Genomic DNA, 22358 nt, shown 5'->3' on the forward strand with positions numbered 1-22358 from the left:
CGTGACATGGGGTCTGTCGTCAGAGCTCAGCACTGCATAGGTTCCGCCGAGAAAGGCGGGACAAGAGGAGTAAGGTGAACACAGACCGTGACGCAGCTCACCGCAGCCTGGAAAAGACTGTGGAATAGTCGTGCGGAACATTTGCCTGCTGCCCGAAGGCGTACGCCAGTGACCACCACTCCCCTTCCCGCTTCCCCCGACCTTATGATGTCAGCGCTTGAGATCAGGGTGCAGGGCTGCGTTCAGGGCGTCGGGTTTCGTCCTTGGGTATGGCAGCTCGCCACCGCTATTGGCGTGACGGGGAATGTCCGCAATGATGGCCAGGGGGTCGTGATTCGCGCTCAGGGGTCCCCGGCACAGTTGGCGACGCTGCTGACACAGCTCGACAGTGAGCCGCCACCGCTGGCGACCATCACAGGCATCGCATCGTCCGAGTTGCCCCAAGTGGAATCGATCACCGATTTCACCATCATCGACAGTCGGCCCGGACTAACTCGCACCGATATTGCGGCAGATGCCGCTGTCTGCGCCGCGTGCAAAGCCGAGATTCTCGATCCGATGCAGCGCCGCTCGGGCTATGCATTGACCAATTGCACCCACTGCGGCCCGCGACTGTCGATTATCCGGGCCATGCCCTACGACCGTGCAGCCACGACCATGGCGGCCTTTCCGCTTTGCGCCAGCTGCCGCCAGGAATACCGCTCCCCTGCCGATCGGCGCTTCCACGCGCAGCCCATCGCCTGCCCCGACTGCGGTCCACGGGTCTCGCTGGTGCGCCTTGATCGCGACCATGGTGTGCCCGCCACCGACCCGGAGAACCACGCTGATATCTCTTATGGCAGCCCTGAAAGCAGCCCTGATGCCGATCCGATCATGGCCGCGGCAGAGCTGATCTGCGCGGGTCATATCTTGGCCATCAAGGGACTCGGCGGCTATCAGCTCGCCTGTGATGCCTCTAGAGAGGATGTGGTCGCACGACTGCGCCAATTGAAGCGTCGACCGACGCGGCCCCTGGCATTGATAATGGCGGATCTCGCGATGGTCTCCCGCTACTGCCACGTCAGCCCGCGGGAGGCCGAGGCGCTAGAGAGCCCGGCGGCGCCGATCGTCCTGCTGGAGCGACGCACGCCCATGTCTCCCAAAAGGCCTAGCCAGGCCCCCAACCTGGCTTTAGATATCGCCCCGAATCCGGCTCTAGATATCGCCCCGAATCCGGCTCCCGACATCGCCCCGAACCTGGCTCTAGATATCGCCCCGAACCTGGCTCCAGGCCTCGACCGGCTGGGGGTGATGCTGCCGTCCACGCCCCTGCACCTGTTGCTGTTTCGACATATCGACGTACCGCTGGTACTGACCAGTGGCAATGCCTCGGGCGAGCCGCAGCTGATCGATGATGCTCGTCTCAGCGATGCACTGGGGGCTATGGCCAGCCACGCCCTGAGCCATGATCGCGGTATCGCCAGGCGCGTTGATGACAGCCTGGTTCAGGACGCCGCGGGGGCCTTGCGCGTCCTGCGGCGGGCTCGGGGCTTCGCGCCAACGTCGCTGCCATTGCCGCCGGGGTTCGAGGATATTGGCCCTGGCCTCGCCCTTGGCCCGCAACAGAAAGCCACGTTCTGCCTGATCGATCGAGAACGCGCCATTCTGTCGCCTCATCAGGGCGACCTGGACGATCCCGCCACCCTGGATGACTTTGAGCATCATCTGCAGGATTTTCTGAAGCTCTACGATCATCGTCCTGGTTGGCTGGCCTGCGATCGTCATCCGGACTACCACACGAGCCACCTGGCCACAGCGATGGCCGCTCGCGAGGGGCTGACGATAACCCAAGTCGGCCACCACCATGCCCATATTGCCGCCTGCCTGGGTGAACATGGCCGACCACTGTCTGCACCGCCGGTACTGGGTATCGCCCTGGATGGCCTCGGTCTTGGCCTGAATGGTGAGCTATGGGGTGGAGAGTGCCTGCTGGCGGACTACCAGCAGTGTCAGCGCGTGGCAGCATTGAAGGCGGTGCCGATGCCCGGAGGCGCAGCCGCCGCCCGAGAACCCTGGCGCAATCTTGTCGCCCAGTGGTTCGCCGGCCCTGGCATTGACGCCTTGCTAGGAGGCTATCCCCAACTGGAGGTGGTCAAGCGGCTTGGCGGCATGCCCTTGCCAGCCCTGGTTGCCATGCTCAAGGCAGGCCTAAACAGCCCCAAGGCGTCATCCTGCGGCAGGCTGTTCGACGCCGTCGCGGCGGCACTCGAGCTGAGCTTCGAGCACCAGCATCACGAAGGCGAAGCCGCCATGGCGCTGGAAACACTGGCTGCCAGGACACTGGCCCGCATGTCCGTGCACGACCTCGGCACCGCCCCAGGCTATCCCCTCGACATTACCGTTTCTGACACTGGCGTCATGCTGCTGGACCCGGCCCCCCTGTGGCCGGCGCTATTTGATGATCTGGCCAGGAGCTGCGACCCGGCCCTCTGCGCGGCGCGCTTTCATCTGGGCCTGGCCACCGCCTTGACTCGTGTCGCTTCGACACTCTCGCAAGACCACCCTTTTGACACCGTGGCCCTGAGTGGTGGCTGCTTCCACAACCGTAGCTTGCTTGCGCTGGTCGAGCAGCGCCTTGGTGCGCAGGGCTTCAAGGTGCTGAGTCACCGCCAGGTACCGGCCAATGATGGGGGCATCGCCCTTGGCCAGGCGTTGATTGCCGCAGCACGTGCTCACCGCGGGCACCCACCACACTCGCCATTACACCCTTGTCTAGTGCCCGACGGCCATGACGACGACGCACAGGAGAGTACCCATGTGCCTGGGAATCCCGGGGCAGATCATCACGATCGATGATATCGACAACCGTCTGGCAACCGTGGACGTCAGTGGCGTCCGCCGCCAGATCAACATCGCCTGCATCATCGATGATGCCCATCCGCCCGAATCCTGCGTGGGAGACTGGGTGCTGGTACACGTCGGGTTTGCCCTGAACCGGATCGACGCTGCTGCCGCGGAACGTACCCTGGCGATGCTGGACATGCTCGGTGATACCCACGAACTCGATGCCTTGATCGACAGCCAGGAGAAGCGGCAATGAAGTTTATCGATGAATTCCGCGACCACACGCGAGCCCGCCAGACCCTGGAGCACATCACCACGCTGGTCGAGAGGATCTGTCGTGATCGCGCTGCCCCCCTTCGTATCATGGAGGTCTGCGGAGGTCACACCCACGCGATCTTCCACTATGGGCTGGAGGCGATGCTGCCCAAGCAGCTGGAGCTGATCCACGGCCCGGGCTGTCCGGTCTGCGTGCTGCCCATGGGACGCGTAGATGACTGCCTGGCGATCGCTGAACGCCCCGAGGTCATCCTGGCGACCTTTGGTGATGCCATCAGGGTCCCGGGCTCTCGCAAGAGCCTGCTTCAGGCCAAGGCCGAAGGCGCCGACGTGCGCATCGTCTACTCGCCCATGGATGCACTGGATCTCGCTATCCGCCATCCAGAACGGGAAGTGGTGTTCTTCGGCCTGGGCTTCGAGACCACTATCCCCTCCACGGCTCTGACCATCACCCAGGCGCAGCGCCAGCGCATCACCAACTTCTCGGTGTTCTGCAACCACATCACCATCATTCCCACGCTGAAGGCCATTCTCGAGAATCCCGATCATCGCTTGGACGGTTTTCTCGGGCCGGGCCATGTGTCAATGATCATCGGCACCGAGCCCTACCGCTTCATCGCTGAACATTACCGTTGCCCGGTGGTCATCTCCGGCTTCGAGCCCCTGGACATGCTGCAATCTCTGCTGATGGTGGTGCGCCAGCTGCACGACGGCCGCGCCGAGGTCGAAAACCAGTACCAGCGGCTGGTTTCCCGAGACGGTAATCCCGCTGCACTGCAGGCTGTCCACGAGGTGTATGAATCCCGCCAGTCCTGCGAGTGGCGGGGCCTGGGGCCCATCGAGGACTCCGGCATGCAGATCAGGCAGGCATACGCCGCCTACGATGCCGAGCGCAAGTTCTCGCTCCCGAACCAGCAGGTGGCCGACCCCGAGGCGCTGCGCTGTGGCGAGGTACTGACCGGCAATCTCAAGCCCTGGCAGTGTGAATTGTTCGGTAGCCAGTGCTCCCCAGAGTCCCCCTGCGGCGCCCTTATGGTCTCGAGTGAAGGCGCCTGCGCCGCTTACTTCCAATATGGCGGTCCCCGCGCGGAACAGCATGAAGAGGTCTCGCCATGAGCCACAAGCGCACTCTGGCCACGGTCAATGCAGCCTTCATCACCCAGGCCCATGGGGGTGGCGGCAAGGCCATGAAGGACCTGATAGATGATGTCTTCATTCGGGCCTTCGGCGCCCCTGAGGATACCCTCGAGGATCAGGCTCGACTGGCGCTGGAGCCCCTCTGCCGTACCGGGGATCGGCTGGCCATGACCAGTGATGGCTTCGTGGTGAAACCGCTGTTCTTTCCGGGTGGGGACATCGGCAGCCTGGCGGTCTGCGGCACCGTCAATGACCTGGCGGTAGGTGGCGCCCTTCCGCGCTATCTGTCCTGCTCGGTGATTCTGGAAGAAGGACTGCCGGTCGAAGACCTGAGACGTATTGCCCGATCCATGAAGGAAGCGGCAGACCGTGCGGGGGTCGCCATCGTGACCGGCGATACCAAGGTGGTCGAGCGTGGCGCCTGCGACGGTATCTTCATCACCACCACCGGTGTGGGGGTGATCCCTGCCGAGCGCCGCCTGAGCATCGAGCAGATTCAGGCGACAGACGTGGTCATCGTCAACGGCTGGCTGGGCGACCACGGTGCAGCGATCCTGGCCGCCCGTGGAGATCTCTCGCTGGAGACGGCTCTAGAGAGCGACTGCGCCGCCCTCAATGGCCTGGTGGAAGCACTGCTCGAGGCGGTGCCGAACACGCGCTGCCTGCGCGATGCCACCCGCGGTGGGGTCGCCACGGTGCTCAACGAGATGGCCGAGGCCTCGCAACTGTCCATCGAACTTCAGGATGCGTCCTTGCCGCTGCGCCGAGAGGTCAGGGGCATGTGCGAGATACTGGGCCTGGACCCTCTCTATCTGGCCAACGAAGGCAAGCTGGTGGCCGTGGTACCGGCGGATCGTGCCGATGCCGCCCTGGCCGCGCTCAAGCGCCATCCCCTGGGCCGGGACGCCAGCGTGATCGGCCACGCCTACTCCGGCAAACCCGGGCGGGTTACCCTGCGCACCTTATTTGGGGGCCAGCGAATCGTCGACATGCTGGTGGGTGAGCAGCTCCCCAGGATTTGTTGAACCGCAAGCGCTTGATGATCTATGCAGCGCGGCCTTAGGTGGCGTCACTGGGCCCCGCCGCGTCGCCACCCTCTATCCCATAGTCGATTCCATAGCGCTTGAGCTTGGCACGCAGCCCAATGCGCGAAAGCCCAAGCTCCTCGGCGGCACGTGTCTTGTTGCCGCCATGCCGGGTCAACGCATCGAGCAGGCAGCGCGTCTCCAACAGTTCGATCTGCTCCCGCAGGGTCGCCGCGGGAGCGGTCGTCGAGGCGGGGTGACTCTGCCGGAGGCTATCACGAACGCAGTGTTCTCCTGGCACTGCGCCTAGGCCCCCGTCTGTTTGCTCTGCTCTGATGTCACTTCTGGCGGCACCTCCGGCTTTACCCCTGACCGCCCCCTTGTTCCTTTCTTCACAACCCCATCCTTCACGCTCTTCACGGCACGGCTCTTCACGGAACATGCCGGCATGGGGTGGTGTTCGCAGGGCTTCGGGCAGCAGCTCCAGACCGATGGTCGCGCCGGTCGTCATCATCAGCATGCGCGTAATCTGATTTTCCAGCTCGCGCACGTTACCGCTCCAGGGTTGGGCCGATAGACAGTCAAGCACGCCAGGACCAAACCCCGAGACACGCACGCCGTGACGGCTGGCCAGCTGCATCAACAGCACTTCTGCCAGCGAAGGAATATCCTCAGGCCGTTCACGCAGTGCCGGCAAGGCCACCGTGGCAACGTTCAAACGATGGTACAGGTCTTCCCGAAAGCGGCCCGCCGCCACCTCTGCCGCCAGATCACGGTGGGTGGCGGCAATCACCCGCACATCCAGCTGACGCACAGTGTTGGTGCCCACCGGACGTATCTCGCCCTCCTGCAGGAAGCGCAGCAATCTCAGCTGGAAGGCGGGCGAGGCGTCCCCAATCTCATCGAGCAGCAGCGTGCCCTGCTGCGCCCGTTCCAACATACCGATACGGTGGGCACTGGCGCCGGTAAAGGCCCCCTTGCAATGTCCAAACAGCTCGCTTTCCAGCAACTCGTCTGACACCGCGCCGCAATCCAGCGCGAGAAAGGGCATCTCGGAGCGCAGGCTGGCTGAATGTATGGCCCTCGCCATCAGCTCCTTGCCGGTGCCACTTTCTCCTGTCACCAATACCGGGACGTCGAAGCCGGCTATCCGAGCAGCCAGATGACAGAGGCCATCAAGGGACGACCCCGGCAAACGGATGATTCGCTCAAACCCGCGGGACTGTTGCAGCTGCTGTCGATGCGCGGCCAGACGCGCCTGAACAACCGGCTGTGACAGCGCCTGCTCGGCGCGCAGCCGACGTGTTTCTCGCTCGAGCCAGTAGTGCTGCTGAGCATGCTCAACGGCGCGTACCAGCGTCCACGGCAGATGCTGACGACAGAGACACTGAAACGCCTCGGGCAGCGCCACGTCGCTGTCGCCTCCCCTGACCATCGCTGCCGCATGCTCGGACTCCCCCTCAGACGCCTCATCCAGCACGAGAAGACCACGCACGTCAGGCCAGCGCTGGGTCAGCTCCTGGACCCAGCCCGGCGACAACGGCACCTGGGTATCGACGACCAGCACCCCAACCCATTGCCGCGCCAGCTGCTCCCGGGCCCCTGGCCAATCCTGCGCGACCAGACACTCCGGCGCAGGCGATGACAGCCCGCTGAGCAGAGACTCATACAGCGACTGGCCCACCACCAGCACACCGGGAAGCGCATCCGCTGCGACCAGGCCCGCCCCCAGCGCCGAGCGCTCCGTCAGGGAAGACACGTCACAGGACCTTGAGGCCTGGCGCCTCGCCTTGCTCCAGCTTCTCGAGGCGTTGTCGTGCCGCCTCCAGCGCGCGCTGCCGCAGCATTTCTCGCCGCTGGGCGATCCACTGAAGCCAGCGATCCATGCCCTCGCCACTGCGGGCCGACAGCCGGATGATCTCGATATCCGGGTTGATCTGGCGGGCGTAGGCTTCACAGGCCTCTATATCGACATCCACATGGGGCGCCAGATCCATCTTGCTCAACAGCATGAGGGAGGCTGCGGCGAACATATGGGGATACTTCAGCGGCTTGTCCTCTCCCTCTGTCAGCGACAGGATGACCACCTTGGCATCTTCACCAAGGTCGAACCCTGAAGGGCACACCAGGTTGCCGACGTTCTCGATGAACAGCAGCCCAAGTTCCGCCGGCATCACCCTGGGAAACGCTCGCTCGATCATCGATGCATCCAGGTGGCAGCCCTTTCCGGTATTGACCTGAAGCGCCGGGACTCCCGTCTCACGAATACGCTGAGCGTCGTTGGCCGTCTGCTGGTCGCCTTCAATGACCGCCAGCCCATCAGGCCCCAGCCGCCGAATCGTCTCAACCAGCAGCGTGGTCTTGCCGGAGCCCGGACTGGACACCAGGTTCAACGACAGCACGCCTTTCGCTTCCAGCTGCTGGCGTACGCTGTCGGCGATCCGGTTATTGCGCGACAGCACGTCTGTCTCGATCTCGATCAGCCGGCGTTGCGACAATCCCGCCACCTCGACGCCAGCGGGTCCCGAACCACAGTCCAGATGCGCCTCGGCACCGGCGGTGACGCTGCCCATGGCATGCCGAGAGCCTTGCTCATCCGCTGAACCTGCCTGGCTATGGCTAAGGTCATGGCTATGGCTATGATCATGGTGATGGTCATGCCCATGATCGTGGTGATGGTCGTGGTGATGGTCGTGGCTATGAGCGTGGCTACGATAGTGACCCTGGTCGTGGCTATGTCCGTGATGATGCGCGTGGTGATCGTGCTTATGGTCATGCGCGTGGTCATGATGGGTGTGGTCGTCCTCACCGGGACGGTTCTGCACGCCTGTCCCGGCGCATCCGCATACGGTACACATCAGATTACCTCCAGTTCCTTGATGCGAAGTTCTTCTCCGCCGGTGACTCTCAGGCGCGAGCTGGCGCAGCACGGACAATGATCGCCCCGCTGCTTGAGCGTCACGGTCTGGTTGCAGCCAAAGCACCAGGCGACGGCAGCCACCTCGACGATCTCAAGCCTGGCGCCCTCGACGAGGGTTCCTCGAGCGCTCAGGTCGAACCCAAACCGCAGCGCGTCGGGCTCGACACACGCCAGGGCGCCGACCTCCAGGCAGACTCGGGTGACCTGGGTGAACGGATCGCTGCGGGCGTGCTCTTCAATCAGCTCCACGATCCCCTGGCACAGGCTCAACTCATGCATGCTGGCCACCCCGCTCTCCGGCTGCGTTGATGTCTCCTACAGCTTGCTGCGATGCAGGCCAGGTCATATCCGTCGTCTGCCACACCACCGGCAGACAAGGGTCCGCGCAGCTGAGGGCAATGGCCACACGTTGCCGGGCACCGCTGTCGCCTGAGCCGTAGGCAGAGCTGAGCAGTCGCGCCAGAAATCCCGGCTGGCACCCGCCCGCATCATCGTCGTGGCCATCTACAAGAGGTGTATCGAGCATGGCATCGGTAGGGGTATGGATGCGGTACGCCATGACCCGGCCATCGCGGCAATCGACCTGATGCCACAGCCGGCCACGAGCAGCCTCTGCCCAGCCGTCGCCGGGACGGGATCGACCGAACCAGGCACGCGCTGGCGACGCTGGGCATGTGCCGCTGCGGGACGTACCATCGCCGCCAGCTGCGTTACCTCTGACACCACGCAAACCCTCGATCAGGCGTGCCACCTCGACGACGCGCGCCAGCATTCGAACATGCAGGCTCCAGCCATGCCGGGCGATGAGCGGCGCCAAGGAAGGATCAGAGGCAACGCGTCGCACGAAGCTGGGGTCATTGACCGCCTCCATGCGTCCAGCCCCGGGCGGCCAGTCAGCCGTCTGCCGTAGTACCTGAGCAGGCAGGCTGGGTGAGGCGTTCCACCACGCCGAGAGATCGGCGAGCACCCGGTTCGCCCGCTGGGCCAATAGCCGGTGCTCAAACTCCTCAAGGTCAGCCAGCCCCATGCTGGCCAGCCCCTGCAGCTCGTTGCCCGCCGCCGGATGCCCCATGGCCCCAGGCCAGTCGCGCAACATCACCAGCGCGTGCTCTCGCAGCACTTCACACTGAATGTCGGTGTGCTGGGCGGCTGGCACCGCCAGCCCCATGGCAGACGCTGCGGCGGCGGTCTGGGCGGCGGCGCAGAGGTTGTACAGACATCCCACCATGGCCAGAGCCTCGGCAGGACGACGGTCCTTTAGCCAGTGAGTGGGCAGACGGCCGCGCTGCCGAACGCGAAAGACAGGCGAGTTGGCGCCTTCAGGCCGGTGAGGGTCATGGTCGATGACCAGAGCAGGCATCATCAGGATGCTGCCTTTCCAGACAGGCCGATGGTCACCACGTCACGACGTGAGCGCGGACGCTGCGAAGCGCTCAGATGCGGTTGTTGAATATCGGGATCTTGCTGGACCGCTGGTGAGGAGTCGTCCGTGGATGGAGCCTCGTCGTCCTGGGCGCTGTGCTGTCTGGCGGCGATATCCGCGTGACGATCCGTTTCAGCGCGATGGGTCGCATCGAACAGGGCATCCATGACCGCATGGGCAACGTCTAGCGCATATTCCTGGCTCGTGAACTCGCTCATGTCCGAGAACAGGGCGCAGGCAAAAAAACCGCCTACGGGCGCGCTCAGGTTGTAGATGAATTCATACTCCCCCGAGGGAAAGGCCACTATCCGCTTGTCTCCTGAACGCAGGTCGGTCACTTCATCGGTCGCAGGGATAAGCACCAGATTCATCAGCCAGGGGGCGATCAACACGCCCAACTGCCCCTGGCATTCCGATGTCGTGGACTGCCACTCCCGAAAGCCCACCGACGCGACGCTAAGCCCTGGATGACAGAAGGGCATATCTTTCATGCGCGATGCCTGGGTCTCGCGGAAGGCCTCGACCAGCGAACGGACTTGGCTGCTGGCCTGACTGATGACCTGACTATTGGTCCCGTTACTGGCCGGACTGCCGGCCCCGTTAGCGGCGCCGTGACGGGTGCTGCTGGAGCCCTGAGGGAAGGACGCCTCGATTGACGTTGCAGACGCAGGTTCTGCCGGACCCAAGGGAGCCACGCCCGACACGCTAGTCCCCCCGTGAGCGTCCTCAGGTTGAGCGCGAGCGTCCGCGGACGGCGGCTCACCCAGGCTCGGCTCGATGATGGCTGTGGTGGCGGGAGCGTTATCGTCACTCAGCACCATAAACTGTTGCCTATCGCCATCGCAGCCGGGGCAGCGCCAATCCGCGGGAAGACGAGAAAATGGCGTGCCTGGCGCTATTTGCCTGCTGCTGTCACCCAATGCCGGGTCATAGCAGTACCAGCAAATCTTGCATTCAAGACGGGCGTTATCGTCCAGACGCGCCGCGTCGCCAAGGAAGGACCCTTCAAACTGGGAATGGATCACGCCATGGCCTCCAGCGTCTGTTCAAGCCGGACCACAGAGTCGGCGATGTCCTCAGGCGCCGCGCAGGCCACCTCAGGGATGTCGGACACTTCGATGACGTCGAGAATCAGCGCATCCTGGGAATTGAAATAACGCAGCCGCCAGACATGCTCCAGCGCCGTGCTGTCGATACGGCAATTGCCGTAGCCCCGGGACAGGATCGATACCTCGCCCTGGCCCAGCGCCAGCTCAAGATAGTGAAGGTCTTCCGGGGTATGGGGCAGGAGCGACAGGTTGATGGCGTAAGGCTCATCGCCGGGACGGTGAGCGTGACAGCGCTCGACCAGCTCCGTGACGATAAAGGGGCCATTGACGACCCCTGCCGCCGTTTCCGGTGGGCAGAAAATTCGCTTGGGTGGCGTCTTCAGTGCGGCGCTGGGCACCCTGCCGATCTCGATTCGCTCGTAAGCCCCGCCACTGCCTACCGTGGTCACTCGCCATAGCCCGGCGAAGATGGACTCCTGTACATCGCAGGATGGCTCACCCGTCGCACGCACCGAGACCTCTCCTTCCCCGAGTGTATCGGCCACCACCCGACGGTTTTCGTCGTCCAACGGTGGCAGCTCAACCACCAGATTGCCGCCTTCCGGCGTCCACCGAGACGCGGCGGCGGCCAAGGCCTTCAACGCCGTAAGAGCCGGGCGAATGCGTTCGGGGTCTTCCACTTCAGGCAACGAGGCATGAAAGGTGCGCATGTCCGACGGCATGGGAAGATAGTCGAGTTCGGCACCTTCTTGACTGCCGGGCCCTACCCCACCCAAGGAGGGAGAAAAGTGGTTCAGCGTCATGATCCATTCCTTGTATAGGCCCGCCAATCACCCCGACGACTTATGACTGCCTGGCGATCAACTGGGCGTGCGGCGATGTTCCCTCGACGATAGCGCCGACCTCTTCGAGATAGTCCTGCCAATCACGAACCCGCGACACCACGCCCTTTAGCTGACCTTGCTCAACGAAAACCAGAGAAGGCACTGGCCAGACCTGGAAGCGCTCTCTTATCAAGTCCTCGTCCTGTCGCTGGACAACCGCGGGCATAAACTTGCCGGCAAAGGCACTCACCAGCTCTGGGAGAATGGCAGCCACGTCCTGGGTTTCGAGATTGGTCTCTGGATCGCCACTCAACAGCAGTACGTGCCCCCCCTCCTCTGCCATGAATGCCTGCAATTCAGCCCCGGCCAGGCAGGGATAGCCCAGTTCATTGATCAAGCGCCCCAAGGGTCCCGTCATCGCTCTCTCCCAACGACTCTCGCATCTTTTCTCACATCCTTTCTCGCACCTTTTCTCACATCCTTTTTCACACCAATGTCCTCCCACATCCCGACTTTTCCCCGAGCTTTTCCCCGAGTTTTTCCCCGAGCGGCCGCAACGCTCCAGCTTGTCTCAGCCGCTGGTCCTTCCGGCCTTACGGGCTGCCTCGAGGTGCGGCGGTAGCCTGGGGGCTTCTGCCTCCAGGTCCGCGAAGTAGCCTGCTTCCATGGCGCCTCCCTTGGCGACTAGCGCCACGGCGTCCAAGGCGCTGCGTATCAGCTGGGCTTCCTCCGGGTCGAGCACACGCCGAGCCGCACCCAGAAACACCAGCAGCCAATCGCCTATCTCCACGTCACCGATCAGCGCGATATCCACCTGTTCAGCCGCGCTTCCCTCTGCTCGGCAGCACAGGGCGAGCGAACCGGATACGTCCACCACCTGCATCGGGATGCCTACACACATGGCTGCCACCTATCGTGCGGTGGCAGCCTATCGGCGGTTGTGGCCAGCCCCATCCTCATGGCGAACCTCCCTCACGGGAGCAGCCAGTAGTGTCCAGACAAGTGGGCCCTTGAATCGAAGAGCGGGACGCAGAGGGCTGATGATGTTGCCGCTCCGCCATAGGACTGGGGTCGGTCTCGTTGTCGGTATCGGTCAGGGTCTCGGCATGGCTTGCCTGGACGAGAAATCGCGCGTCGCCAAGGCGGCAAGCGTCCCGCGACGACGGGCGCTGTCCTTCGTAGTGATCCAGTGCCAGGGCTGGTGCGGCCAGTCCGCCCTGATCCGCGATCGCCTCACGAGGACGCAGCGTCACCTTCCAGGCGCCAAGCTCTTCCACGGCCAGCTGGATCACCTCATCGATACGGGCGGCTACCTCAGGGCGCAGCGATCCGCCGTAGTCATCAATGACCTGCGGCTGCACGCCGATCAGCGTGAGGTGTCGAGGCTGCCACCCCAGCAACTGCGCCGCCGCCAGCACCTCCTGAAAGCCCGTCTGATGCAGTGACATCTTCTTGGCTCCCATAAAGCTCGGAACCTCATCGTCACGCACGACATGGATCGTCGCGGGAGGAAGCCCGTAGTCGATGGCATCAATGACCAGCAGCTCGCTGCATGCCTGGATGTAGGGCAGCAGATAAAGACCCTGGGTGCCTCCATCCAGCACCGTTACCTGAGGGGGCACATCAAAACGTCGATGGAGGGCTTCAACCGCCCGAACGCCAAATCCCTCATCGGCCCAGAGCACATTGCCGATTCCCAACACCAATATCGACGATGCTTGGCTGTCATTGTTATCCATGGCTAAAGGCATTCGGCTCCCACCTTCAAAGGCGCTAAGTTCCTGTCATATCAGCCGCTGATACCGGTAAACAGCAGACAACATAAAGGTGCTCGGTATCGACATATAGGCATGTAAAAACAGTGAATTACTGAGCGAACACTAGCGCTTCACCAAACAAGAATTCAGTGTCGCAGAATAGCTCGGGCTGTAATCAAGAAAAAATGTCTCTATTGATCCAGCACAATTTAAAGGAAAAGGGGTAATCACTCTGTCCATTTTCTTCCATCAACAGGCGACTTCATCGCCGGCACGGCACACATAGGTGAGATGCGTCTCGATAAGGTGTATCAAGATAAGCCAGGAGGTACCCAGTCGCTCGTTAACGAGAGATAAGATTTCACGAGAGATAAGATTTCGCGACAGGGGATATCGAGAAGGAGCTTTCGAGACAGAGGCTTTCGAGACAGGGCTTTCTAAACAGGCTAAGGCGAGATATATCAACGGCCACTTATTTCTACATGGGACGGAAAATCTGGCACCTTTTCCTGACATCTAGAGGCGTTATCAACTGACAAGAATCGCTAGCGGGTTTGTAAATAGCCCGCTAGCGTGTATACGACAAGGCCTCTGCTTCTAGCCCTTCTGGATCTTCCGAAACGTTTGAACCCTCTAAATCCTCGGGACCTCCTGAATCAGTGCATCAGAAGGGTTCATCGTCTTTGAAGGTACGTTCCCCCGAGATCATCGTCGAGACAATGCTCTGTCTCGACATGATGTCTTCGCGTATCGCGACGTACACGTGGATGATGATAAACACTACCATGACCCACATGCCAAGCCGGTGCAGGGTGTGAACATCCAGGCTCTGCCCTACCAGCGGGATAACCCAACCAAACAGGCTGTCCTGCCAGCTCCCCCTGAGAGCCCCCTCAGCGTAAAGCGCCATACCCGTGACGATCATGAACAGCGTTCCCAGGGTGATAAAAAGGAACATTGCCAGCTGCGCCAGGGGATTGTGCCCCACGTACTTGCGCGGACGCTTTTCAAGGAAAAGGTACCAGCGCAGCTCGAACCAGACTTCACGCCACCATTCGCTGCGATGCAGCGGCAGTCTGAACAGCTGCTTGGCATGATGGTTACCCACCAATGACCAGTAGAAACGGAACAAGAAGCCAATGGTCAGTACGTATCCTGCGGTAAAATGCGCGAAACGAATGTAGCCCATCACGAAGTGATCGCTGGCCTCACCGGAGACCGTCGGCAGCGGCTTGCCGATGAAGTAGCCGGTGACGATCAGCACGAGAATCGCCAGGGCATTGGTCCAGTGCCATAGCCGCAATGGAGCTTCGTACACGTAGACCGAGGTCTGCCTGACGGAGTCAGGTAGCGCGCCGGCCGCACTGCCGGCGCCCCCTTGGCGCGGTGCGCCCGGCTGGCCCGACACTTCTGGGTCAACAGAAGCCGCAGACGTCTGCGCAACATCCGGCGTCTTGGATTGCTGAGACATGATTCCTCCCCCGCTATCGCACGGTTACGCGGGACAGCTCTTCTCCGTCCTCGCTCATCACATGGGTGGAGCACGCCAGGCAAGGATCAAAGGAGTGCAGGGTGCGCAGGATTTCCACCGGCTCGTCCGGCCTTTCCATCGGGGTCCCCAGCAACGAGGCCTCGAAGGCTCCGATATTGCCTTCGGCATCCCTCGGGCTGCCGTTCCAGGTGGTGGGCACGATGCACTGATAGTTCTCGATCTTGCCGTCCTTGATGCGAATCCAGTGGCCGTTCATGCCCCTGGGAGCCGCCACGATACCCACCCCACGAGCTTCACTGGGCCAGGAGGCTGGGTCCCACTTCTCGATGTTGGCCGTGGCGAGGTCACCTGCTCGAATATTGGCCACCAGTTCGTGCCAGTCATCGAGCATCATGGAGGCGCAGTAATGCGCCTCAAGCGCCCGCGCCAGGGTGCGCCCTATCGTCGAAGGCAGTGCCTGGCGTGGCGTAAGGCGGGTACCGGCAAGCTGATTGAAGGCCGCCAGGGAGCTGTCGACCTGGTCGATGACGAACTCGTTGCCCTGGGCGTAATTGAGGATATAGCGAGCCAGTGGCCCCACCTCCATGGCGTGCCCGCGCCAGCGCGGCGACTTTATCCAGGAATACTTGGCCGACTCATCCAATTCCCGGATGTGGGTACGGGTGCCTACGGTTGCCTGGCCCAGCTCGTAGTGGTGTTCCGTCTCGCCGTCCCACGGGTGAAGCCCCTTTGACTCGTCGGCATAGCGATACCATGAATGGGCCACGAACTCCTGGATCTGCTCTGGATCGGTGGGGTCGACCTCGTGCACCTCGTCCCAGTTACCACCGACGATGGCACCGCCCTTCAATTGATCGGTGGACTTGTCGTAGTTGACCTTGGAGTAGTCGCCGTAATCCATCACATTGCTGCCAGCGAGACCGCCGCCATGGAGCCAGTCCTTGTAGAAGCTGGCAATGGCGATCACATCCGGCAGGTAGACGTTCTGGGAGAACGCAAAGGCCTCTTCCATACGAGCCCGAACGAAATTGAGTCGCTCCATATTGAGCGGAGCCCCGGCAGCCAGGTCACCGTCGATATTGATGGCGCAAGGCACCCCACCCACCATGTAGTTGGGATGCGGGTTCTTGCCGCCGAACACCGTATGGACCTTGACGATCTCCTTCTGCAGATCGAGTGCCTCCAGATAGTGGGCGGTGGCCATGAGATCCGCCTCCGGTGACAGCTTGTACGCCGGGTTGTCCCAGTAGCCGTTCTTGAACAGGCCCAGCTGGCCAGACTCGATAAAGGTCTTCAGACGATTCTGCACATCCCGAAAGTAGCCAGGGGATGACAGCGGATGGTTGGGGCCGGTCAGTTGCTGCAGACGAGATGTGGCCCTGGGATCGGCGCGCAGCGCATTGACGGGATTGACCCAGTCGAGCGCATGCAGGTGATAGAAGTGGACCACGTGATCGTGCCACTGCAGCACCTTTGCCATCATTTCCCGAATCAGGTGAGCATTTCGCGGGATGCGTATATCCAGGGCATTTTCCACCGCTCTCACCGATGCCAGCGCGTGACAGCCTGTACAGACGCCGCAGATACGCTCGACAAAGGCCCAGGCATCCCGGGGATCACGGCCCTTCAAAATGACCTCAAGCCCGCGCCACATGGTCCCCGTGGAGACCGCATTGCGAATGATGTTGTTGTCATCCACATTGACCTCGCAGCGCATGTGCCCCTCGATGCGCGTGACGGGATCCACCACGATGCGGCGGCCGCTTCTATCCAGGTCGAACCCGTTGGGTGTGCGCGTCTGTGTCATCAGACCTCCTCCTTGCTGACGGATGACTGGCGCTTGACCTGCGCCCGTTTCAATGCGGTGACCGCGGCATGAATGGCGACCGCACTGCCCACACCGGTCGCCACGGCACCACCGATCTGATCGGCATTGGCTTCGATACCGAATTGGTGAACGTCCTGCAGGCGGGCGTACCAGGACCCTTTATCCCAAAAGCCATCCTCCGAGCAGCCGATACAGCCATGACCTGCCTGGATGGGGAAACTCACGCCTTCATTCCAGCGCACGGTGGAACAGGCGTTGTAGGTGGTCGGGCCCTTGCAGCCGACCTTGTAAAGGCAATAGCCGCGCCTCGCCCCCTCGTCATCGAAGGCCTCGACAAATTGGCCAGCATCGAAGTGCGGACGCCGATAGCATTTGTCATGGATTCGCTGGGAATAGAACATCTTCGGACGCCCGGTACGATCCAGCTCGGGCAGGCGATCGAAGGTCAGCATGTAGGTGATGACGCCGGTCATGACCTCAGCGATGGGGGGACAGCCCGGGACCTTGATGATCGGCTTGTCGGTGATGACCTTGTGCACTGGGGTAGCCCGGGTGGGATTGGGCCTGGCGGCCTGAACACACCCGTGACTGGCGCAGGAGCCCCACGAGATGACCGCCTTGGCATGGGCCGCCGCCTCCCGCAGCTGGTCCACGAACGGCCGGCCTCCCACGATGCAGAACATGCCGTCTTCGTTGAGCGGTGGATTCCCCTCCACCGCCAGGATGTAGTTGCCCTTGTAGCGTTCGATGGTGTCGGCAAGCGCCGCCTCAGCCTGATGCCCCGCTGCGGCCATCAAGGTGTCGTCGTAGTCCAGCGAGATCATGGACAGCACCACGTCCTTCACCAATGGGTGAGCCGACCGGATAAAGGACTCTGAGCAACATGTGCATTCCAGGCCATGGACCCACACCACCGGTGTGCGGGGCTTGGTTTCCATGGCGTGGGCAATCTTGGCCGTATAGGCGGGCCCCAGACCCAGCGCTGCTGCGGTCAGAGAGCAAAACTTGAGGAACGAGCGACGCGTGACTCCCTGTCGGCGCATCACGTCGTAAAAGGTCTCGATGGGTTCCATCATCAACGACTCCCCTGTCGTGGTCGTCAATCGATCTTCAATCGGCGTTTGTCACCCTGCTGGCAATGGCGTATCCATCGCGCGGGATCAGGACGGCTTTATGGCTAGCGCCGACGCTCACGGTCCACAAGAGAAAAGCAATACATGTGCCAACGACGTTTTCGTTATATCTTTCAGACAGGTAGCAGTATTTTCCCGTTGCCGGCGGTAACCCAGAGACCGGTCGCTGTGCGCCAGGTTTTCGGCCCAGCCGGCACATCAGCACAGGGCGGCAAGCAACTTGCCAGCGCCGCTAATCGGCCACACCGCCGCCTTCCAGCTTGACATTCCAGGTCAGCCAAGTAGAATGCAGCGCCATTGAAAGGCTACGTAGCTCAGTTGGTTAGAGCACATCACTCATAATGATGGGGTCCCCTGTTCGAGTCAGGGCGTAGCCACCAGATACAGAAAAAGCCCGTCGATCACTGATCGACGGGCTTTTTCGTTGTGACGAGATAGGCCGAGGGACCCTGACCTTTCCCCCAAGCATCAGAGGCCGGTAGGCCTGGAAACAAAGATGACGGCGCGACTGTCTAGGGCGTGCCGTCTCTCTGCATCTTGCCGGGCGGTGATGCGGGATATCACATGCCCGCCCAGCGCCCCTATCTCGTTGGGTCCCTCGAGGGTCAGACCAGTGTCGGCTGGTTGAAAAACGCTGTCAGTACGCGAGTCAGATGCTCGACATCCTGGCTGCCCGCGGTCTCGCGAATCGAGTGCATGGCCCACTGCGGAACGCCAACATCCAGCGTAGGCACCCCAAGCTCAGTCGCGGTAATCGGCCCGATGGTGCTGCCGCAGCCCATGTCGGCCCGGGTGATAAAGGTCTGCACCGGCACGTCCGCCTGCTCGCACAGATCACGGAACATGGCGGCCGTGGCACTGTTGGTGGCATAGCGCTGATTGGCATTGGTCTTGATCACTGGCCCGCCATTGAGACTTGGACCGTGCTGCGCATCATGCTTGTCCTTGAAGTTCGGATGCAGGGCGTGGGCATTGTCACAGGAGATCATGCGCGACGACTGAATCAGGCGAATGTAGCCTTCTTCCGTCCCCTCACCGACCTGCCCATTCACGCGCTTCAGCACGTCCGCCAGGAACGGGCCCTGGGCACCGCAAGCGCTGGCACTACCGACTTCCTCGTGGTCATTGGCCACCAGCACCATGCCCTGGTCGCCATCGGCATCCAGCATGGCCTCAAGCCCCATGAAGCAGGACAGCAGGTTGTCCAGCCGGGCACTGGCGATCAGCTCCTGGCGCAGCCCTACCAGTGACGGCGGCTGCAGGTCGTAGAAGCCCAGTTCGAAGTCCAGCACCTTGGCATCGCCGAGTCCGTGCTGCTGCGCCAGCCATTCCTGCAGCAGGCTCTCCAGGGTCGCGTCCTCATCGGCCTGCATGACGACCGGGGCCATCTGGGTCTGGGCATTCATCGCACGCCCGTCGTTGGCTTCACGATCCAGATGAATCGCCAGGCTGGGAATGATCGCAATCGCCTGCTCGACGTTGATCAGCACGCCTTTCACCTGGCCATTCGGCAGTCTGACGTGAATGCGGCCTGCCAGGCCCAGATCCCGGTCAAACCAGGGCGACAGCAGCGCGCCGCCATAGACCTGAACGCCCAGCTGCAACCACCCCGCCGAACGCTGGGCAGCATGGGTCTTGAGTCGTAGATTGGGGCTGTCGGTGTGTGCACCGACCATACGCAGCGATGACAGAGGTTGCGTGCTGGGCAGGTTCACCGCAATGATGGAGGAGTCATTGCGAGTCACATAGAAGCGGTCGCCGGGAACCAATTCCCAGCTGTCGATCTCCAACAGATGGCGGTAGCCCGCATCTTCGAGCCGCTGAGCCATGTTCGCAGTGGCATGCCAAGGGCTGGGTGAACGGCGAAGAAAGTCGAGCAACCGACTGAGCCTTTTGGCGCATTCGGTATCATCCTTTGGCAAGCACTCCTGTGACATGGGCGTCCTCTGATGCATGATAGTAATGGTTCAAGGTTTGTCCTTTACTCTGTTAACACGGTAAAGGACAAGGATTGACAGCAAGCTGCTACAATGCGAATCCGGTCCAAGGGACCCGCCGACCGAGTCGGTGTCAGACCGACGAGTGTACACGAATCCTGGAGTGCTTCATTGATGAGCCTGATTGAGTCTGCGGGTCGCGCCCTGGCGCTTTCCCTGCTGATCGCGGCCCCAACGGCGCTGGCCACTCCCACGCCCGGCGACGACCAGCGTCAGGCGGCCATGGAGGTGGCCGAATCGCTGCGTTACGGCCACTACGCGGATGTGAAGCTGGACGACCAATGGTCCAACCGCGCCTTCCAGCGCTACCTCGACGTGTTGGATGGACAACGCGCCTACTTCCTTCAAGACGACGTGGATGACTTCGGTGATCTACGCACCGGCATGGATGAAGCCTTGCTGGATGGCTCCCTGGCCAGGGCCTACGACCTCTACCAGCGCTATCACGAGCGCGCCGAAGCACGCCTTGACTGGATGCTGGACGAGATCGATGACCTCGACATGTCCTTCGATGGGCAGGGTCGACTGGAGCTGGATCGCGAAGACGCCTCCTGGGCCGCCTCTCAGGAGAGCCTGGACGAGCTGTGGCGCAAGCGCCTGGCCAACGCCGCCCTGACGCTGTCGATCAGTGGACAGGACGACGACAAGGTCATCGATACCCTGCGCGAGCGCTACGAGACCCAGAAGCACCGTCTTGAGCAGACCAACTCAGAGGATGTGTTCGGACTGATCATGGCCGCCGCTACCGGCACCGTGGACCCCCACACGGAATACCTGTCGCCGCGCCAGGGTGAATCCTTCGACATTCAGATGCGACTGTCACTGGAAGGCATCGGCGCACTGCTTCAGGCCGACGGCGAATACGTCAAGGTGGCCAGCCTGGTGCCGGGCGGCCCCGCCGAGAAGGATGGCGCACTCAAGCCTGCCGACCGCATCATCGGCGTCGGCCAGGAAGGCGAGGACATCGTCAACGTGGTCGGCATGCGCCTGGATGACGTGGTCGAGCTGATTCGCGGTCCCAAAGGCTCCGAGGTGCGTCTCGAGGTGGTGCCCGGTGAAGCCGTCGACATGACCCGCTCCACCGTGGTCGATATCACCCGCGACACCGTCAAGCTCGAGGATCAGGCGGCTTCCAGCGAAGTCATCGAGGTTCAGCGCGAAGACGGCGTGCACAAGGTCGGCGTCATCGAGGTGCCCGCCTTCTACGTGGACTTCGACGCCTGGCAGGCGGGAGAAGAGAACTACCGCTCCACCACCCGTGACGTCGCCGCCGAGGTCGAGAAGCTCAAGGCCGAAGGCGTCGAGGGCATCGTCCTCGACCTGCGCAACAACGGTGGTGGTGCCCTGCAGGAAGCCAACTCGATGATCGGCCTGTTCATCGATCGCGGCCCTACCGTGCAGGTTCGTGATGCCCGTGGGCGCATCAGCCTGTACGGTGACACCGACAGCGGCACCCTCTACGACGGTCCTCTGGTGGTTCTGGTCAACCGCCTGTCTGCCTCTGCCTCGGAAATCTTCGCAGGTGCTATTCAGGATTACGGCCGTGGCCTGATCGTGGGTTCCAACACCTTTGGCAAGGGCACCGTGCAGACCCTCAATGACCTGAGCTACGGCCAGATCAAGCTGACCCGCGCCAAGTTCTACCGGATCTCTGGGGAGAGTACCCAGAACCGCGGCGTCAAGCCGGACATCATGTACCCCAGCCTGCTCGACCCCGAGATTATCGGTGAGAGCGCGCTGGACAACGCCCTGCCCTGGGACACGGTACGTGACGTTCAGTACCGCAGCTATGGCACCCCGCGCCAGTACCTGAAGGAACTGCGCACACGCCACCAGCAGCGGGCCGACGACCACCCCAACTTCCATTACCTGGAGCAGCGGGCAGAACTGGCGAGCCGCCTGCGCGAGCAGCACACCAGCGTCAGCCTCAACCGCGAGCAGCGTCAGCGTGAAGCCGACGCCCAGGACGCCGAGATGCTGTCGCTCGAGAACGAGCGCCGTGAAGCCCTCGGCCTCGATATCCTCGAGGAATGGGGCGATGCCCGCGAGAGCGGTGACGATGCCGACCTGGCCGCCGAGGAAGACGCCGAAGAGGAACAGCCCGTCGACCGCGCCGAAGTCGAAGAGTCAGCGGAAATCCTGCTCGACTTCGCCGAACTCGGCCCGAGCTGGCAGTACGCGGTAAAAGGCTAAGTCGCGATACAGCCACCTAGCTGCACGCAGAACGAAAAAGCCGGGGCATCACGCCCCGGCTTTTTTGGTTTCTGGCCCCCACAACAGCCAGCCCACATCACAACTGCTGCATATCTAAAGCGGGTTATCTTTCGGAAAAGTCCCGTCGAAGCGCGTCAACTCCAAGGCTATCTACCCTCCCCGACGCGACAGGCAACAGTACCCCTTACTGAACGCACGTGACGTATTCAGCAATGTGACCGGCAGTATTGCGAGATATCGTTTAAGAAAGGCTTTCTCCATCCTTCCGTCCTGTTCAGTGCGCTCTGACCCCATTCCATCTACCTCACCCCACTACGGCCTGGTGAACGCGCCCCTGCGCGTGGCGTTGCAGAGCGCTGCGCTCACCATGAAGCGATATCACACGCCATCTGGCGATCGGGAGGATGCGATTTAGAGCAATAGTCGCCTATCGGAGGAATACACGACGCGTAGCCTTGCT

The 22358-nt window shown here is 62.1% G+C and carries 18 protein-coding genes and 1 tRNA gene; 6 read left to right on the forward strand and 13 right to left on the reverse strand.

The features are described from left to right. The first annotated feature begins 168 nt into the window (after window positions 1–168). Genes JF545_RS15110 through hypE form a run of 4 tightly spaced genes read left to right on the forward strand, consistent with a single transcriptional unit; the run spans window position 169 to window position 5261 of the window. Complete coding sequence (locus JF545_RS15110; protein ID WP_206943422.1) at window positions 169–2835, forward strand: Sua5/YciO/YrdC/YwlC family protein; 2667 nt, start codon at window positions 169–171, stop codon at window positions 2833–2835. Next, window positions 2795–3079 carry a HypC/HybG/HupF family hydrogenase formation chaperone gene (locus tag JF545_RS15115; RefSeq protein WP_206943423.1) on the forward strand — a complete coding sequence of 95 codons (285 nt, stop codon included), beginning with the start codon at window positions 2795–2797 and terminating at the stop codon, window positions 3077–3079. Before JF545_RS15110 ends, JF545_RS15115 begins: the two co-directional genes overlap by 41 nt. Then, window positions 3076–4215, forward strand: coding sequence for a hydrogenase formation protein HypD (gene hypD, locus JF545_RS15120; protein ID WP_206943424.1), 1140 nt, complete (start codon window positions 3076–3078; stop codon window positions 4213–4215). The genes JF545_RS15115 and hypD overlap by 4 nt, the downstream gene beginning before the upstream one ends. Beyond that, the gene (gene hypE / locus JF545_RS15125; RefSeq protein WP_206943425.1) at window positions 4212–5261 is read left to right on the forward strand and encodes a hydrogenase expression/formation protein HypE; all 1050 of its coding nucleotides are present in this window, start codon (window positions 4212–4214) and stop codon (window positions 5259–5261) included. The genes hypD and hypE overlap by 4 nt, the downstream gene beginning before the upstream one ends. Window positions 5262–5295: 34 nt before the next feature. On the opposite strand, the gene JF545_RS15130 is transcribed toward hypE, so the two are convergent. The 12 genes from JF545_RS15130 to JF545_RS15185 all read right to left on the reverse strand — a co-directional run bounded on the left by JF545_RS15130 (window position 5296) and on the right by JF545_RS15185 (window position 17630). Next, entirely contained in the window at window positions 5296–7020 is a 1725-nt protein-coding gene (locus JF545_RS15130; RefSeq protein WP_206943426.1) for a sigma 54-interacting transcriptional regulator, read from the reverse strand. Between the two features lies 1 nt (window position 7021). Continuing rightward, on the reverse strand, window positions 7022–8119 hold the full coding sequence (gene hypB, locus JF545_RS15135) for a hydrogenase nickel incorporation protein HypB (protein WP_206943427.1): 1098 nt from the start codon (window positions 8117–8119) through the stop codon (window positions 7022–7024). Further along, entirely contained in the window at window positions 8119–8460 is a 342-nt protein-coding gene (hypA, locus tag JF545_RS15140; RefSeq protein ID WP_206943428.1) for a hydrogenase maturation nickel metallochaperone HypA, read from the reverse strand. Before hypA ends, hypB begins: the two co-directional genes overlap by 1 nt. Next, on the reverse strand, window positions 8453–9544 hold the full coding sequence (locus JF545_RS15145) for a hypothetical protein (RefSeq protein ID WP_206943430.1): 1092 nt from the start codon (window positions 9542–9544) through the stop codon (window positions 8453–8455). Before JF545_RS15145 ends, hypA begins: the two co-directional genes overlap by 8 nt. Continuing rightward, a complete protein-coding gene (locus tag JF545_RS15150) occupies window positions 9544–10629 on the reverse strand; it encodes a [NiFe]-hydrogenase assembly chaperone HybE (protein ID WP_206943432.1) in 1086 nt (361 codons plus the stop codon). The genes JF545_RS15145 and JF545_RS15150 overlap by 1 nt, the downstream gene beginning before the upstream one ends. Further along, the gene (locus tag JF545_RS15155) at window positions 10626–11456 is read right to left on the reverse strand and encodes a hydrogenase expression/formation protein (protein ID WP_206943434.1); all 831 of its coding nucleotides are present in this window, start codon (window positions 11454–11456) and stop codon (window positions 10626–10628) included. The genes JF545_RS15150 and JF545_RS15155 overlap by 4 nt, the downstream gene beginning before the upstream one ends. A gap of 40 nt (window positions 11457–11496) precedes the next feature. Further along, window positions 11497–11895: a hypothetical protein gene (locus tag JF545_RS15160; protein WP_206943436.1), complete on the reverse strand. Its 399-nt coding sequence runs from the start codon at window positions 11893–11895 to the stop codon at window positions 11497–11499. Between the two features lie 153 nt (window positions 11896–12048). Continuing rightward, the gene (locus JF545_RS15165) at window positions 12049–12378 is read right to left on the reverse strand and encodes a HypC/HybG/HupF family hydrogenase formation chaperone (RefSeq protein WP_206943438.1); all 330 of its coding nucleotides are present in this window, start codon (window positions 12376–12378) and stop codon (window positions 12049–12051) included. Between the two features lie 55 nt (window positions 12379–12433). Then, window positions 12434–13228, reverse strand: a complete 795-nt coding sequence (locus tag JF545_RS15170) for a HyaD/HybD family hydrogenase maturation endopeptidase (protein WP_242520892.1) — start codon at window positions 13226–13228, stop codon at window positions 12434–12436. Window positions 13229–13898: 670 nt separating this feature from the next. Continuing rightward, window positions 13899–14705: a Ni/Fe-hydrogenase, b-type cytochrome subunit gene (gene cybH / locus JF545_RS15175; protein WP_206943440.1), complete on the reverse strand. Its 807-nt coding sequence runs from the start codon at window positions 14703–14705 to the stop codon at window positions 13899–13901. Window positions 14706–14718: 13 nt separating this feature from the next. After that, on the reverse strand, window positions 14719–16533 hold the full coding sequence (locus JF545_RS15180; RefSeq protein ID WP_206943442.1) for a nickel-dependent hydrogenase large subunit: 1815 nt from the start codon (window positions 16531–16533) through the stop codon (window positions 14719–14721). Beyond that, window positions 16533–17630: a hydrogenase small subunit gene (locus JF545_RS15185; protein WP_277987396.1), complete on the reverse strand. Its 1098-nt coding sequence runs from the start codon at window positions 17628–17630 to the stop codon at window positions 16533–16535. The genes JF545_RS15180 and JF545_RS15185 overlap by 1 nt, the downstream gene beginning before the upstream one ends. Window positions 17631–17990: 360 nt before the next feature. Between JF545_RS15185 and JF545_RS15190 the strand changes: the two genes are divergently transcribed. After that, window positions 17991–18067: transfer RNA gene (locus JF545_RS15190), tRNA-Met, on the forward strand. A 225-nt stretch (window positions 18068–18292) separates the two neighbouring features. On the opposite strand, the gene JF545_RS15195 is transcribed toward JF545_RS15190, so the two are convergent. Further along, window positions 18293–19624 (reverse strand): M18 family aminopeptidase, encoded by a 1332-nt coding sequence (locus tag JF545_RS15195; protein ID WP_206943444.1) that lies wholly within the window; start codon window positions 19622–19624, stop codon window positions 18293–18295. Window positions 19625–19798: 174 nt separating this feature from the next. On the opposite strand from JF545_RS15195, the gene JF545_RS15200 reads away from it, so the two are divergent. Continuing rightward, window positions 19799–21877: a carboxy terminal-processing peptidase gene (locus JF545_RS15200; RefSeq protein ID WP_206943446.1), complete on the forward strand. Its 2079-nt coding sequence runs from the start codon at window positions 19799–19801 to the stop codon at window positions 21875–21877. The last annotated feature ends 481 nt before the right edge of the window (window positions 21878–22358 follow it).

The organism is Halomonas litopenaei (assembly GCF_017303055.1).
Taxonomy (GTDB): Bacteria; Pseudomonadota; Gammaproteobacteria; order Pseudomonadales; family Halomonadaceae; genus Halomonas; species Halomonas litopenaei_A.